The sequence below is a fragment of the Rheinheimera marina genome, assembly GCF_042654345.1.
GTDB lineage: Bacteria > Pseudomonadota > Gammaproteobacteria > Enterobacterales > Alteromonadaceae > Pararheinheimera > Pararheinheimera marina.
Map to the genome: position 1 here is coordinate 378,484 of NZ_JBHSGB010000001.1, position 14,813 is coordinate 393,296.

The window sequence follows — 14,813 nt, forward strand, 5'->3', positions numbered from 1 at the left end:
ACACCGCCAACGAGCTCAACCCATACAGCTACAACGCGCATAACCGCTTAACCTCCGCCGTTAAAACCGGCAGCACCTTAAGCCTGGGCTATGACGCCAGCGGGCGTTTAAACAGCAGCAGCCTAAACGGTACGGCGACCACCTTCCTCTACGACGGCAATGAGCTGGTGGCGGAGTACAACAGCAGCGGCACTCTATTACGCCGCCATGTGCATGGTGCAGGCAGCGACGACCCGCTGGTGTGGTTTGAGGGGTCAGGAACAGGCTCACCTTCGTACCTGTTAACCGACGAACGTGGCAGTGTCATCGCCGAAACCAATAGCGCTGGCACTGTCACCACCACCCATCAGTACGGCCCTTATGGCGAGCCGATAAATAGTAGTGGAGCGCGTTTTCGGTATACGGGGCAAATTCTGCTGCCGGGCACCGAGCTGTACCATTACAAAGCACGGGTGTACCATCCGAAGCTTGGAAGGTTTTTACAAACCGACCCACTGGGCTACAAAGACGGCATCAACTGGTACGCCTATGTCGGGAATGACCCGATGAATATGGTGGAACTGGGGAATACCGGGGGCTATTTACGGAGCCATCGCAGGAGCCTCTGGAGGTTTTGTAGCTTCAGGCTCAGGATTTAAAGCAACAGCCATTGGAACAATCGCCGGAGCAATTGCAGGTGGAGCTGTAGGATTCGCAGCACCTCAAACATCGCATGTAGCGGGCTTAGCAGCAGCGGGAGCAGTTGCAAGTTTAGGCGGGCAAGCTTTGGGCTCAGTAGCAAGCGCCGCTACTGAAAAGGGGCTAAGCAACCTGTCAACCGAAGACATAAAAATAGACACAACAACAACTGTTTTAGGTGCTGTTGGAGCCGGAATGTAGGAGGGCGTGAAGCCAACTTTTTTACAGGTCTGCAAGGGGACGCGCTAAATGCGTTAGGTGTTGACTTAATGAGGGCTCATATCAGTGCTGTTGACTTTGATTTTAATAACAAAATAGGCATACCAGGGTTGCTTAGTCCAACTCAAGTGGCTGCATATCATCATGGAGTGTTCAGTCAGCATGGCTTAGGGGCAGGGCAATTTGGAGGGACGCTTTTCAATACTTCGCCAAATTTGATGAGGTCAATATGGTGTGCAGGTTGTGACCATAAAGGGGCGGCAATTCGATGATGAGAACAAATTTATTCTGGATATGTGTGCTCTCTTTAATAAGTGTGGCTGGCTGTGATATTCAAAAATCGGTGCTATTGGGGGATTCGGTCTATCAAATTCCTGCCGAGTATTTGATTACCCCACCTTCGGTGTTTGAAATGGAAGAGGGTGATAGTGATGCTGGTATGGTTGGTTTGACTTTTAACCAAGATCAGGATTTTTCGGAATACTTAGGCGCTGATGCTTGGCTGCCCAAAAACTCTATTACCGCAATACTGTATTCGCGTGAGGGCACAAAGTTGACAGGCATCTCGCCGTTATTTTCACGTCCTGTAGAGTTTTCGATTGAAGGGAAGCAACTTGTCGAGTTTGAGAATAGCTACCGCCTGTTCAATGGTAATACTCGTATTAGTTGGCAAGCTTTTCCAAAACAGCAAACTATTATTTATGAGACTGATGTTAAGGCTAAGTGGGTAGCTGATTGTATTCCTATGGGAGGCATGAAAGGGAGTGAACAAAGTCATGAATCTATAGATATTCCTACGTCATGTAGGATTGATATTGAATATCAGAATGTGATTCTAAGCCTTACGACTTCCGAGAAAAATCTGATAGGTCATGCTGACAAAATTATAAACTCAGTGCTTAGGAAAATAGATTCATGGAGAGTACTCAACGGGGGTAAAACCTGATGTCCCGTTGTTGTCCTGTCCGAGTGTACGGCAAGATGATTGAAGGTTTTGGTAACGCCATTTGTTTAAAATTCAAACAATCTGGCTTGGGTTTTTAACTAAAAATCCCTGAAAGGGAGCAGAGTTTGTAGCGTTCCTTAAAAAATCATATTCTTTTGAGCGAGCGATGGCTATTGAGGGAACCGCTGCCTCGCAGGCAACTACCAGTACAACGTCAGCGGCAAACCCAACCGTGAACTGCTGCGCCGGGTCGATGTACGGCCCGGTAAAACCACCAGCACCTTAATGCTCGGCTCCTTGTTTGAAAAAGTCACCCTGCCTTCCGGGGTGGTGGAGCATAAGTTCTATTTTGGCGATGCAGTGGCTACCCGAAGAACCGCAGGGGGCGACCAGGTGTATTACCTGCACAAAGACCAGCAGGGCAGCACCACCGCCATTACCAATCCCACTGGTGGCATTGTTCAGCAATTCATCTACGACCCCTGGGGCAAACAGTTTGAGGTCACCACCACCAGCCTGACTTACAGCAGTCAGGCGGTAAGCTCGGGCTACACAGGCCATGAAATGGTCAATGACTTTGAAGTGATTCATATGGGCGGGCGCACCTATAACCCTGTGCTTGGCAGGTTTATGCAGGCGGATCCGTTTATTCAATCACCCACTAATTTGCAGAGTTATAACAGATACAGTTATGTGCTGAATAACCCAATGAGTTATACCGACCCCAGTGGGTATATTTTTAAAGCGCTGAATAAGGCGTTTGGTAAGTTTGCGCCTTTTGTTGGCTTTGCACTGATGTTCATCAACCCTATTGGTGCATGGGCAACAGCAAACTGGTACCAAGCCGCAGCTTTTGGGTTTATGTCTGGGGGTGTCGCCACAGGCAGTTTGCGCGGGGCTGCGGTTGGGGCTATTTCGGGAGCCGCGTTTCAGCAGGTCGGGGCCAGCTTTAAGGCTGACAAAGGTTTCTGGGCCCAAGGGGGAGCCGGACACGTAGGCACACATGCAGTGACTGGAGGAATCACTTCAGTCTTGGGTGGCGGCAAGTTTGGTCATGGGTTCTGGAGTGCGGGTTTCACCAAAGGGTTAGATGTGAACTCGCTGATCCCTGGTGTTGGCGATGGACTTAATGCAGCCCGTGCTATAGTGGCAGCATTGGTAGGCGGCACCATTTCCGAGCTGACCGGTGGCAAATTTGCCAATGGCGCGATAACGGCAGGCCTGGCGCAAGCCGTGAACGGCAACTCATTCTGGGATGATGCAGAGATGCTGGCGGAAATGGCGGTGGATTTTATGCCGGGGTCTGCGCTTGTCAGCTGCGCCAGTAGCAATGCCTGCAGTTACACCGAATGGGCTATTGCTTCAGCAGAAGTCGCTGCTGTTGTAATACCGGGCGGTGTGGCGGTACGAGTGGCGTTTAAAGCCTTTCAGAAATGGAAGGCGGCTTCGCAGGTGGTAAGGACTGGTGCAGAAAGCGCGAAGCAAGCTGCTGATTTATCAAAACACCTTGGATACTCGCAGAAATATGGCCAAGCCGGTGTAAAAGAGCTCGAAAATGGGCGTGTGCGTTATTATGGTGAATTACAGTCTGCAAGCAAGCCTGGTGAGATGGCTGGTCGTCGGTATGTTCATGAATTTGATCCTGCCACAGGAAGATCCCGTGGATGGCACGAAACGTTGGATCATAGCGGGAACGTTCGCCAGATAAGACCTGAGATGAACAACGGGTCTAAAACACACTATATCTTTGATCGTGATGGTAATTACACTGGGAGCTGGTAATTATGAAAATTACGCTTGCTGATGTGCGCGAGGTTTTTCAAAAAGTAATAGAGGGTAATCTTTCTCGCGAGGCTGCTGATAGGTGGGCTTATGAGGTTGTCCAGAAATCAGAATTAGGGAGTTTGGTTTTTTATCCGATGGATGACGAGAAAAAAATTTGGTCGGGAATAATGTACTTGTATGGAATAGATAGTAAAGAATCCCCAAACGAATATCTTCATTCGCTTGATGACATTCGTGATGCAATGCATACAAAGCTCGATTGAACCAACGGTGTCCTGCCCGAATGTCCGGCGAGATTATTGAAGGGGTTTGTAAAGCCGAATTGTTTAAAAGTTAAATAATCCGGCTTAAGTTGTTCACTAAAAACCCCTGATTGAGATCAGAGTTTTTAGCGATCTTTAAAAAGTGTTCTTCTTTTTGAGCAAACAGCGGCTATTCAGGTAGCCGCAGCCTCGCAGACACCACCAGTTTTGACTACGGCCCCAACCGTGAACTGCTGCGCCGGGTCGATGTACGGCCCGGCAAAACCACCAGCACCTTATGATTAGAACACTCATTTGGCGCAAGTAAATTTCTTTCTGATCAATGATTAAGTGAATTATTGCGCGCCTTAGCAAATGTAGTACAATCAGGTCCAAACAGTTGTATACACAAGGATGCGTCATGAAAGAAAAACCTATATGGTTCTTTATGTTTTGGGTACTGTTACTGCTGGCTGGCTTTACTCCTAGCCAAGCAGATGAACAAACTACTCTTTCCCCTTTTCACCCCGAGCAAATTTCCACTTATAGCCTGAGCCCGGATCAGAACTTATGGTTTTTATCTGGCAAAAAGATTATGCAAACCCAGTATGTCGATGGCGAGTGGCGCCCAAAAGCGGTGTTTGGCGTGACGCCATACGTTAGCCGACTAGCTGCGTCCTCAAACTATGTCTGGACCATTGACGAACAAAAGATTATGGCCTACCAGCGGTCTGAGCATGATCTGCAACTGTTTAGCGAAACAGCCCGCCCCTCTCACTACTTCACCTGGATAGATTTTACCGCGGCGCTGGACAGCGAAGGTATTACCCTGGCCCAAGGTGAAACTCTTTATACAGCGGAGCTTGTCGCAGGGGAAATCCAACTGCAACAGCTTGAAAACACTGGTTGCTTTCGGGTTACCGCATTAACGCGCACCAAAGACTGGCTGCTATTTTCCTGCGCAGAATCTCAAACCTATATCTACCAGAACACGGGTACAGGTTATCAGTTAAAGCAAAAGCTGGACGGGGGGCTCTTGTTTTTCCATCAACAGGCTAACTCTATTTCCGTTTACAAACAGCAAGAACGTCAGATCCAAACCTACGCCTTGGCTGATTTAAGCCTGCTTAACACAATCGATGGCGTAATGACGCGATACCAAAATTCGAATACTGCTTTGGTTTTGGCTGAGAAAGCTGTAGCAAACTCTGAGACTGGCTATTTAGCCTTTTTGCGCTTAAATGCCTCAGGTGAGGTGATTGACGAGCGCCGCATTGGCGACAACTTTTTTTACGACCCATCGTCTCTGCCAAACTTACAATCCTTTCTCTATGATGCCGGTGACAAAATCTTCCGTAACTTTGAATATTGGCAAAAAGATCCTAACGACGGCCGCTATTACTATAAAGGCGATGACTGGCAATACAAACTCGGGTTGTCCTTGTCCGACTATCAATCTTTTCCTGAGGCAAACGGTTTTGCTACTGGTTTTAACGGCAAGCAAATCTGGTCCGCAGAACAAGGCCAAATGCCCAAATTGCAGGGTTATGTTCATTTAGCAACTCCGACCTACCAATATGTGCTTATTAACCAGGTGGCCCAGCACCAGCAAAACTGGTGGGTGGCAGGGCTAGACCAAAACACCCAGCGCCTCTATCTAAAGTTGTGGACTCCTGATCAGACCTTTGAACAGATTGAAATTCCAACAACTCAAGGTGAAGGGTCTATCGAACCGTTATTCTACAATGACACCAATGACTCTCTGCTTGTGGCGCGGATAAAAGGAATTATTGTCTCCTGCCAGTCAGCAAGTGCTCTTCGCACCCCTTCTCAATGCCAGTCATTTGAAATGCCAAGCCAAAGACAGACGCCCGTATTTACACGGCAAGGAGTCCTGTTATTTCATGCCCAAAGTGGCGATAACGTCGATGCGGAAATGTATGAATTGACTGCATCGGGCTTGCAGCCTCGCTGGAAGACAAAAGTAAGTTACGATTTTATGTCCCAGACAAAAGTGTATATAAAAGACAGCGGTGTATTACTTGGAGTGAATAATCATCTTATTCTTGAAGGACCTGCGCAAGGCACTTTTAGCCCCAGTTTCAATAGCGAACTGACTTCAAATTGTTACCTACGCACAGAACAAGATGTATTGTGCACCACCCCTTTGACCTTATTCCGTTATTCCTCTGATTATAAGCAAGTCATACGATTCAACTTTGCTAATGAATCCAGCCCCTTTTATCGCTCGCATCACTTTCACAGTGATCTGACAGGGCAGGTGTTATTGATGACCATGGGAGATACACAGTTGACAACTGACGCCATGATCACCCGGCATCAATTAGCCTTTCCGTTATTGCAATTTACAGGCAGGGAACTGCCGGTATCTGTATTGCAGGGCGAATCATTGGTTGTCGACGCAACTCAAATTCTGACGCCCTTATCTGGCCTTAGTGTCACAGCCTGGGGATGGTCTGAAGAATTTTGGGTGCCTAGACAGCGCTTATGGCAGGAATTAGGCAATAACCGCTGGCAGCTGAACACGCAGAATGAGGTTGCCCGCTACAATGCAACGGTTGGCATTGGGTTTGGGGTCACTGAAGGTGACTGGCAAGCGTCAGCTGGCACATCGCTGAGAGTACTTAACCTGAATGATGCCCCCAGTCTGAGAATGGAAAACTATATAAATGACTTAACCGTTGGCAGCAGTTGGTTGCTTGTGTTCGACGAGGCGATTGAAGACATTGATGGCGATTCTCTGACCTATACAACCCAAAACTTACCTGAAGGGTTCGTACAGCAGGCAAAGGGTGTACTGGCCACACCAAAGGCAGCAGGCCAATACCAATTCACCGTAACCGCCACCGACCCGTCCGGAGCCTCGGTCACCGCGACATTCTCCGGCACAGTGAGGGACAGACCAGTAGTGAACTTGCCTAACCCTCCTGCTGAATCCTCTTCAGGCAGTGGTGGGTCTGTTGGTTGGGGATCCTTGCTGGCATTGCTGCTACTGGCACTCAGGCGAGAGTTTGGACAAAGCCGGTGCCCTGCGCCAGCCCAGACTTAAACTTTCTGAATAGCTGAGCTGCGTACCACCAGCTGGGGTTCGAACACGGAGTCCACCTGCACGTTCTTTTTGTACAGGTGTTTCAGCAGCCAGAGCGCCGCCATTTTGCCCATTTCGTGAATGGGGTTGTTGATGGTGGTTAGCTTTGGCACCGCATAGCGGGCAAACGGAATATTGTCGTAGCCGACAAAAGACATTTCCTGCGGTATTTTCATGCCACGTTCCAGGCAGGCCGATATCGCGCCGGACGCCATCTGGTCGTTGGCACAGACCACGGCGGTAAATGGCTTGCCGCTGTGCAGCAATTGCTCCATACAGGCCACACCGCTGTCTTCTTTATAGTCGCCAGCCACACACAAGGAAGGGTCAAAGCGGGCGCCGTATTCGGTCAGCGCACGCTGATGGCCAACCAGGCGCTCCTGGGCGTCGTGTTTTTTCGCCGGGCCTGAGATATACGCAATATCGCGGTGGCCCAGCTCCAGCAAATGACGGGTGGCCAGGTAGCCACCCAGTTCGTTTTCCAGGTAAATGCAGCGCTCTTTAATCGGCTCTATGTAGCGGTTAATCAGCACTATCGGCGTTGGGCCTTTACTCAGGGCAATCAGGTATTCGTCGGACACGGCTTCCACGTCCAGGATCAGTGCGTCCACACCGCGACCAAGCAGAAACTCAACACTGTCAATTTCCTGCTCGGCATTGCTGTGGCCAACCGCAATAATGACGTGTTTATTGTCGAGCCGCAGTGACTCTTCAATTTCCGCCATCATCGGGCCGTAATAAGGACCATCCAGTTGCGACACCAACACACCAATACTGTTTGAGCAGTTGGACGCCAGCGACTGGGCAAAGGTGTTGGGCCGGTAACCCAGCTTGTCCATCGCCTCCAGCACCTTTTTACGGGTTTTGTCGCTGACGCTGTCGCTTTTGTTCATCACACGCGACACTGTGGCTAAAGACACACCTGCCAGCTGTGAGACGTCATAAATGGTTGCCATAGTGTCGCTGTTGTTCCTTATCCGGCTGTATCGCCAAGCTGACCACGTTGTTGTAAATCCTGATGTATTTCAGCCACTTTTTTAGTATTGAGCAAGTAACTTCTCATCACCAGCGCCACCAGCACCGAGCCAATAGCAGGCAACAGAGTGAAGGACAGCAGTATGCCATGTTTGGCCTGTTCTGTTTGCTCAACATCAGCCTGATAACCAAAACCAGACAACAACCAACCCGCCGCCGCGCCGCCAATGGCCAGGCCCAGCTTGATAAAGAAGATAATGGAGGAGTACACCATGCCGGTGGTGCGCACGCCGGTTTTCCACTGGCCGTAGTCGACTGCGTCAGCCATCTTCGCCCACAGCAATGGGGTGGCCGCATTAAAACAGAAGTTCCACGCCATAAAGGCAGCAAAAGCAAACCAAAGCTGGTCCGCCGCAATCCAATAGGCCAGAGCGCAGAAGGCCGCAGCAGCCAGTTGCAGGCCGATATAGGCTTTCACCTTGCAGACTTTTTGCGCCAGCGGCTGCGCCAGCATACAACCCAGCATACTGCTCAGCATGCCCAGGGTGATAAACAGCGTAATGCTGTCAGGCTGCTGCAGGTAATACTTCACGTAGTAAATGGCGATGGTGTTTTTCAGCACATTGCCGGTCAGCAGGAAAATGGCCGCCAGCGACAGTACCCGCCACTGGTCGTTTTGCCACAAGGCTTTAAAGTCTTCTTTAAACGGCCGTTTGGCTTCAATCTGAGTTTGAATACGCTCTTTGGTACCGGCAAAGCAGAGTAAAAACATGCCGACGCCAAGAATACTCATCACCAGAATGGTCAACTGGTAGCCTTTGGCTTTATCGCCCGCGCCAAAATAGTCCACCAACGGCAAGGTCAGGCTGGACACCAGCAAACCACCAATAAAGGCACAGACAAAGCGGTAGGACTGCACCGACACCCGTTCTTTCGGGTCTGCGGTCAGCACGCCACCCAAGGCGCAATAAGGAATATTTACCGCGGTGTACACCAGCATCAGCAGGGTGTAGGTGACAAAGGCGTAAATCATTTTGCCGTCGGCGGAGAAATCCGGCGTGGTGAACGCCATCACACTGATCACACCAAAAGGCAAGGCGCCGAACAAAATAAAGGGCCGGAATTTACCGTATTTGCTTTGCACCCGGTCGGCAAAAGCGCCCATCAGCGGATCGGTTACTGCATCGATAATGCGCACCGCCAGAAACATAAAACCGACAAAAGCCGGTGATAAACCGTAAATGTCGGTATAAAAGAAGGCCAGAAACATCATCACTGTCTGAAACACGATGTTACTGGCGGTATCCCCTAAGCCATAGGCTATTTTTTCCCGCACCTTCAACATAGTTAGATCTACCCTGTTTTTTTGATTTTTATCGTGGTGCTACCCCGTCATGCGCGGGGTAGCCGAGCGCATTAAGTTCTGCTTTGCAGCAATTGGCGGTAAGCATGACCGCTTTGTTTGATGGTTCGTTGCTGCGTGTTGTAATCAACATACACAATTCCGAAGCGTTTCGAATAGCCCTCAGCCCATTCAAAGTTGTCCATCAGGCTCCAGGCAAAGTAGCCCTGCACATCCACTCCGGCTTCCACCGCCTGATGCACCGCATTTAAATGCAGCTGGTAATAACGCTGCCGCTGTTCGTCATGCACCTGGCCCTCTTCGACATGGTCGGCACCGGCTGCGCCGTTTTCTGTAATGTAGATGGGCGGTAATTTGTACTTCTGATGCATAGAGGTCAGCAAGTCATAAAAAGCCTGCGGGTAAATTTCCCAGCCAATATCGGTTTTTTCGGCATCTTTCATATCGACTACGGCAAACTCCTGGTCGGAATTGGCGGTGTAGACATGGCGGGTGTAGAAGTTCACCCCAAGGAAGTCCAGCGGCTGGCTGATCAGCGCCATATCGCCCGGTTGAATGTCCGGCTTCTCTTCAGCGATCAGCTTCTGGAAATAATCCGGGTACTGGCCTGTCATCACCGGCTGCAGGTACCACTGGTTGTAGTACTGGTCGGCCTGCTCGGCGACGGCTTTGTCGGCAGCACTGTCGGTGTGCGGGTAACAAGGCGTAAAGTTCAGCACCAGGCCATTAAGCGCATGTGGCGCGGTGCGGCGCAGCACCTGCAAACCTAAGCCGTGTGCCAGCAATAAGTGGTGCGCCGATTTACGGCCATTGCCACGGCCTGTTAAACCCGGCGCATGAACGCCCACTTCATAGCCTAAAAACGAGCTGCAGAAAGGTTCGTTTAACGTGGCGTAACTGTACACCCGGTCACCAAAAGCCGTGCTGACTTTTTCTACGTAATCAGCAAACTTGTACGCCGTTTCGCGGTTGAGCCAGCCCCCTTTGTCTTCCAGGTGCTGTGGCAAATCCCAGTGATACAAGGTGACGAAGGACTTAATATTGCGCGCTTTCAGCTCGTCCAGCAGATCAATATAAAACTGCAGGCCTGTCGGGTTCAGCTCACCATCCAGTTGGATCAGCCGCGGCCAGGACAACGACAAGCGATATGCGTCCACGCCCAGTGATTCGATCAGATCTAAATCATCGCGCCATAACCGCAGATGGTCACAGGCGGTTTTGCCGTCTGAACCATCTTTAATCTTGCCGGCCGTGGCACAAAACGTATCCCAAATGCAGGGCAGCCGGGAGTCAGCCGCACCTTCAATCTGGAATGACGCAGTGGCCACGCCGTACAAAAACTGTTTTTTGCGGAGCAGCGAATGCTCGGGTAGTTGGTACATGCTCATCGTTGTTCACTTTTCTGTTGTTTGTCTGTCAGTTTGGTCTATTTGACCAAATGTAATCGCTTTCATTTTTGCTTCGGCCGTTATGAAATCTGGTAGTTGCTTACCGGAATTAGCTAACTGAAGCGGATAAACAGATTGGCGGTCAGCCGACCGCCCGGAATAGCTGCCGAGATGTCCGTGGCCGGATTCACCAGGCCACTGTGCAGCAAATTACCTGGGTACAGCAGCAGCCGGTTGGGCTGATAATCCAGGGCCTGGTACAGCTCGAAATGTTCATTGCCTTGCTGGATATAGCCGTCAGCCAGCCCTTTGGCATCAACAAACTGCTGCAGGCTGTTGAAATACAGTTCCTTGTTGGCGTCACTAACCCGGTCGATGCCAGTGCTGCGCTGGCGGAAAAACCCAGTCCCGCCATGCTCGCCAGCATCCAGATAATGCAGCAGCGCAAAGACATAAGGATCAGTGGTGTCAAAATGCGGCACCCGCTGCATTGGCTTTAACCCGGCTGGCGCTTTGGTAATTAACGAGAAACTGCAGTCACCGGCCTGCACCTTCAGTTCAGGTGGGATCTGGTACAGCTGCCGTACCAAAGGCGCCAACGCTTGTAGCACTTCCAGCACATAAGCTTTTGGCAATGCGGCCCGCACACCAGGGTAGAGGTAACTGCGCACATCACTGAACTGACTTTGCCTGGCCTGCTGCAGCAACGTGCTGCTGTCTGCCAGCAACTGGTCCAGCACCAGCACAGGGCACTGTTCAGCACCCAGCTGCAAAATTTGTGGCTGCAACTGAGGGTTCAGGGCATAAGGCGAGGCGGCAGCGACGGAGCTCATTGCACCGCCGTCTGGCAGTAATGCCGGATAAAGTCGTTCACGTCCGGATAGCCAGACACTGTCTTTCGCACATTGGCTTTGATCTTGTCGAGAAAATCACGCAGCTCTTCCGGGCTCATCGAGTCGACAATAGGGTGATACTGTTGCTGTATCAGGCCCTGACCAATCATCACCTGTAGCCAGGACGCTTCACCAAACAGTTCCAGGCCAATTTTGTAAACCCGGCCTGTTTGCGCAAACAGATCCAACCGGTGTTGCAACGACTCAGGCACCGGCATCGACTGGCAATAGCGCCAGAACGGGCTGTCACTGCGGTCGGTTTGTTTGTAGTGCAGAATAATAAAGTCGCGGATGTTCTCCATTTCCTGCTGCGCCTGGCGGTTATATTCGGCAATGTCGGCCGGTTGAATGCCATAAGACGGAAACATCTGCAGCAGACGGATGATATTACGCTGGATCAGATGAATACTGGTCGATTCCAACGGCTCCAGGAAGCCGCTGGACAGGCCAATGGCCACCACGTTTTTATTCCAGTGTTTGCGCCTTGTGCCGGTGCGGAACTTCAGCACTTTCGGCATCATCAATGGCTCGCCCTGCAAATTTTCCAGCAGTTTTTGTTTGGCAACGTCGTCGCTCCAGTATTTGGAGCAAAACACCATGCCATTACCCACCCGGCTTTGCAGCGGAATACGCCATTGCCAGCCCGAGTCGTGGGCAATAGAGCGGGTATAAGCCACTGGCGCCGACACTGTTTTAGTTTGCACCGCCACCGCACTGTCGCACGGCAGCCAGTGGCTCCAGTCGTCGTAGCCGGTGTGCAGTGCCTGCTCAATCAACAGGCCACGAAAGCCGGTGCAGTCGAGAAACAGGTCGCCTTCAATCAGTTGGCCGTCCTGCAGTTGCAGCGCTTTGATGGCGCCGTCGTCATGCTGCAGCACCTGGTCAATTTTGCCTTCAATGCGTTTCAGGCCATGTTGTTCGGCCAGCTGGCGCAGGAACTTGGCATACAAGCCAGCGTCCATATGGTAAGCATGGTTTAAGTCCTGGTTGGGCAACACCGCAAAACGGCCTTCACGGGCCGCCAGGTGTTCAACGCAATAGTCACCAATCTGGCTGGCCAGGCCCAGTTGTACACCACGACGCCAGAAATGCTGAAAACCACAGGCCCAGCAGTCTTTGCCTAAAAAACCAAAAGAGTGGATGTAGTGCTTGTCGATGTCGTGCCAATGCTCAAAGGCAATACCCAGCTTAAAAGTGGCATTGGTGGCAGCCATAAACTCGGCTTCTTTAATGCCCAGCAAACGGTGAAAAATATGCAGGGTAGGGATGGTGGCTTCGCCCACGCCGACAGTGCCAATTTCTTCGGATTCCACCAGGGTAATTTGCAGGTTTTTGCCCAGCATTTTGGCCAGTGCAGCCCCGGCCATCCAGCCTGCAGTGCCGCCGCCGGCAATCACCACCTTTTGCACTCTTGGTTGCATTCGTTGCTCTCTCTAGCGTTTCAGTTTATTCAGTAAGTCAGCCCGCAGTTTGCGTGCTTCCAATTCGGGTAACGGCTTTTCCAGCATGCCGAGTGCCTGTGAGCTGATCTGCTGCTGGTCGACCTCGTCGTGGTCGAACACGTAATAATTAAACAGCGCCTGCCAGGCCTGACGCTGGGCTTTGGGTAAGCTGCGAATACCCAGTACGGCGGCCAGCAATGCGTTATTTGGCCGGCCTAAATAGCCCGGCGTGTCGCGCCACCAATGGGTCAGCAGCACATTGACGGCTGCCTTGCCTGTCACCTGATGCCACCACATGCTGGGAATAAACAGCAGGTCGCCCGGTTCCAGCCGCGCCAATTGTGCGGCTTGCAGCGCCTCACGCGCTTTCGGAAAACGCGCGAAATCCGGCTGGTTAAAATCCACCATGCTGACATCCTGGCCACCCGGCGCAAACTCCATCGGTCCAGGGTATAAATTCGCCACCTGTTGCGGCGGAAACAATAAAAACTCGCGTTGCCCCACCAGGTTGCAGGCCAGGTTATGCGGAAAGTCATAATGCGCCGCTATTTGTGCCTGATTGCCAATCCACAGGCTGGTCAGCGGCTGCCAGTCGCTCAGCGGCAGCTGATGCTGTGTCAACAGGCCAGGAAACCAGCGGCTGACTTCAGTCGAGCCCATATAGAGACAACGGCCATCCGGCTCGGCTGCCAATGCAAGTAACTGCTGGCCAAACTCAGCAAAACTGACGCGGCCACCACTGTAGTTAAAGCCGGTCTGGTCAGCGTTATAAAACACCCGGCCTTGCGCTTCTTTGTGCAGCGCGGCCACAGCCACTGGTTCGCCACTGCTGCAACCAGCAATAAAATCCAGCGCGGCTTGCGCCGACTGCAGCCCCAGCTCTACCAACGGCCAGTGAGCACAAAAACCGGCCAGCACCAGCGGTTCGCTGGCGTCACGCAACAAAGCGCTCAGCTGCTCGGCTGAAACGCCTTCAATGCGCCGGACCGCAGTCACTGTCATGCGGCCTGCTCGTTCTGTTTCTGCTGCTGATTTTTCAGCTTTAACAGCTTCATTACCTGGGTCTGAGACGCCAGCGCCATGTAAATGGCCTGCAGGTACCCCTGCTGTTGCAGCGCGGCCAGTTGCTCAGCACTGAGCGCGGCCAGTTTTTCTTCATGAATGGTGTAGAAGCCGACCAACTGGCGTGGCTGGCCATCATCCAGCTTCACTTCCATGGTAAAGGGTTCCAGCAATTGCAGCGCCAGCAGTTGTTCGACAAAACGGCGGCCGTCTTCCATGCCCAGATGCAGGGTTTCCATCAGGCTGGCCATTTCGTCCAGGTAGGCTGAGTTACCGCCGTACGGCAGAAACAGCGCTTCGCCTTCAGTCTGGCTGACCCGCGGATGCTCCAGGTCGATATGCAGTACGCGGTGAATTTGCTCCACACCGTCTTCGGTGACTTTTTGCTGGCCAATTAAAAATGGCTGGCGGCGCACACTGAGCGGAATGTACAAGTCCTGCCAGTTGTTGTGCTGTAAAAACAGGTTTTCCTGGTGCTGAAAGCCAAATAACGCCACCGGGAAAAACTGACCGGTGTGTTGGTCTTTATGGAAAAAAATCGGGTAATAGCCCTGCACAGTGCGGAATTCTTTTGGGAAGGTCAGCGCAAACCACTGGTTGTCGCCATAAGCGGCGCCGCGGTCTTTAATCACTTTTAAGTCTTTATGCTCGACACTGCTCAGTAATACATGATTTGGCATCAAAATCTCCTGTTGTTCTGCTCAAAGGCTG

At 51.5% G+C, this 14,813-nt stretch carries 11 protein-coding genes and 1 pseudogene; 5 read left to right on the forward strand and 7 right to left on the reverse strand.

Going from position 1 to position 14,813, the window contains the following annotated elements; all coding sequences use genetic code 11:
- Positions 1-23: 23 nt before the first annotated feature.
- From ACFO3I_RS01810 to ACFO3I_RS01830, 5 genes and pseudogenes are all read left to right on the forward strand, one after another.
- Positions 24-638: pseudogene (locus ACFO3I_RS01810) on the forward strand (RHS repeat-associated core domain-containing protein); the annotation flags it as partial.
- A 527-nt stretch (positions 639-1,165) separates the two neighbouring features.
- Positions 1,166-1,843, forward strand: coding sequence for a hypothetical protein (locus ACFO3I_RS01815; RefSeq protein ID WP_377331270.1), 678 nt, complete (start codon positions 1,166-1,168; stop codon positions 1,841-1,843).
- A 285-nt stretch (positions 1,844-2,128) separates the two neighbouring features.
- Positions 2,129-3,625: an RHS repeat domain-containing protein gene (locus ACFO3I_RS01820; protein ID WP_377331272.1), complete on the forward strand. Its 1,497-nt coding sequence runs from the start codon at positions 2,129-2,131 to the stop codon at positions 3,623-3,625.
- A gap of 2 nt (positions 3,626-3,627) precedes the next feature.
- On the forward strand, positions 3,628-3,891 hold the full coding sequence (locus tag ACFO3I_RS01825; RefSeq protein ID WP_377331273.1) for a hypothetical protein: 264 nt from the start codon (positions 3,628-3,630) through the stop codon (positions 3,889-3,891).
- Positions 3,892-4,291: 400 nt separating this feature from the next.
- Positions 4,292-6,940: a putative Ig domain-containing protein gene (locus ACFO3I_RS01830; RefSeq protein ID WP_377331275.1), complete on the forward strand. Its 2,649-nt coding sequence runs from the start codon at positions 4,292-4,294 to the stop codon at positions 6,938-6,940.
- On the opposite strand, the gene ACFO3I_RS01835 is transcribed toward ACFO3I_RS01830, so the two are convergent.
- The 7 genes from ACFO3I_RS01835 to ACFO3I_RS01865 all read right to left on the reverse strand — a co-directional run bounded on the left by ACFO3I_RS01835 (position 6,937) and on the right by ACFO3I_RS01865 (position 14,782).
- Positions 6,937-7,935 carry a LacI family DNA-binding transcriptional regulator gene (locus tag ACFO3I_RS01835; RefSeq protein ID WP_377331276.1) on the reverse strand — a complete coding sequence of 333 codons (999 nt, stop codon included), beginning with the start codon at positions 7,933-7,935 and terminating at the stop codon, positions 6,937-6,939. The two genes, ACFO3I_RS01830 and ACFO3I_RS01835, sit on opposite strands and share 4 nt — an antisense overlap.
- A gap of 17 nt (positions 7,936-7,952) precedes the next feature.
- Positions 7,953-9,299 (reverse strand): glycoside-pentoside-hexuronide (GPH):cation symporter, encoded by a 1,347-nt coding sequence (locus ACFO3I_RS01840; RefSeq protein WP_377331278.1) that lies wholly within the window; start codon positions 9,297-9,299, stop codon positions 7,953-7,955.
- 71 nt (positions 9,300-9,370) lie between these two features.
- The gene (locus tag ACFO3I_RS01845; protein ID WP_377331279.1) at positions 9,371-10,705 is read right to left on the reverse strand and encodes a GH1 family beta-glucosidase; all 1,335 of its coding nucleotides are present in this window, start codon (positions 10,703-10,705) and stop codon (positions 9,371-9,373) included.
- Between the two features lie 113 nt (positions 10,706-10,818).
- Positions 10,819-11,538, reverse strand: coding sequence for a DUF6445 family protein (locus ACFO3I_RS01850; protein ID WP_377331281.1), 720 nt, complete (start codon positions 11,536-11,538; stop codon positions 10,819-10,821).
- A complete protein-coding gene (locus tag ACFO3I_RS01855) occupies positions 11,535-13,019 on the reverse strand; it encodes a tryptophan halogenase family protein (RefSeq protein WP_377331282.1) in 1,485 nt (494 codons plus the stop codon). Before ACFO3I_RS01855 ends, ACFO3I_RS01850 begins: the two co-directional genes overlap by 4 nt.
- 12 nt (positions 13,020-13,031) lie before the next feature.
- Positions 13,032-14,042, reverse strand: coding sequence for a cupin-like domain-containing protein (locus ACFO3I_RS01860; RefSeq protein WP_377331284.1), 1,011 nt, complete (start codon positions 14,040-14,042; stop codon positions 13,032-13,034).
- Positions 14,039-14,782, reverse strand: coding sequence for a SapC family protein (locus ACFO3I_RS01865; RefSeq protein WP_377331286.1), 744 nt, complete (start codon positions 14,780-14,782; stop codon positions 14,039-14,041). Before ACFO3I_RS01865 ends, ACFO3I_RS01860 begins: the two co-directional genes overlap by 4 nt.
- Positions 14,783-14,813: the final 31 nt, after the last annotated feature.

Coding starts and splice junctions, on each gene's coding strand:
- ACFO3I_RS01815 (WP_377331270.1), top strand. CDS start 1,166: ATGATGAGAACAAATTTATTCTGGATATGTGTGCTCTCTTTAATAAGT.
- ACFO3I_RS01820 (WP_377331272.1), top strand. CDS start 2,129: ATGCTCGGCTCCTTGTTTGAAAAAGTCACCCTGCCTTCCGGGGTGGTG.
- ACFO3I_RS01825 (WP_377331273.1), top strand. CDS start 3,628: ATGAAAATTACGCTTGCTGATGTGCGCGAGGTTTTTCAAAAAGTAATA.
- ACFO3I_RS01830 (WP_377331275.1), top strand. CDS start 4,292: ATGAAAGAAAAACCTATATGGTTCTTTATGTTTTGGGTACTGTTACTG.
- ACFO3I_RS01835 (WP_377331276.1), bottom strand. CDS start 7,935: ATGGCAACCATTTATGACGTCTCACAGCTGGCAGGTGTGTCTTTAGCC.
- ACFO3I_RS01840 (WP_377331278.1), bottom strand. CDS start 9,299: ATGTTGAAGGTGCGGGAAAAAATAGCCTATGGCTTAGGGGATACCGCC.
- ACFO3I_RS01845 (WP_377331279.1), bottom strand. CDS start 10,705: ATGAGCATGTACCAACTACCCGAGCATTCGCTGCTCCGCAAAAAACAG.
- ACFO3I_RS01850 (WP_377331281.1), bottom strand. CDS start 11,538: ATGAGCTCCGTCGCTGCCGCCTCGCCTTATGCCCTGAACCCTCAGTTG.
- ACFO3I_RS01855 (WP_377331282.1), bottom strand. CDS start 13,019: ATGCAACCAAGAGTGCAAAAGGTGGTGATTGCCGGCGGCGGCACTGCA.
- ACFO3I_RS01860 (WP_377331284.1), bottom strand. CDS start 14,042: ATGACAGTGACTGCGGTCCGGCGCATTGAAGGCGTTTCAGCCGAGCAG.
- ACFO3I_RS01865 (WP_377331286.1), bottom strand. CDS start 14,782: ATGCCAAATCATGTATTACTGAGCAGTGTCGAGCATAAAGACTTAAAA.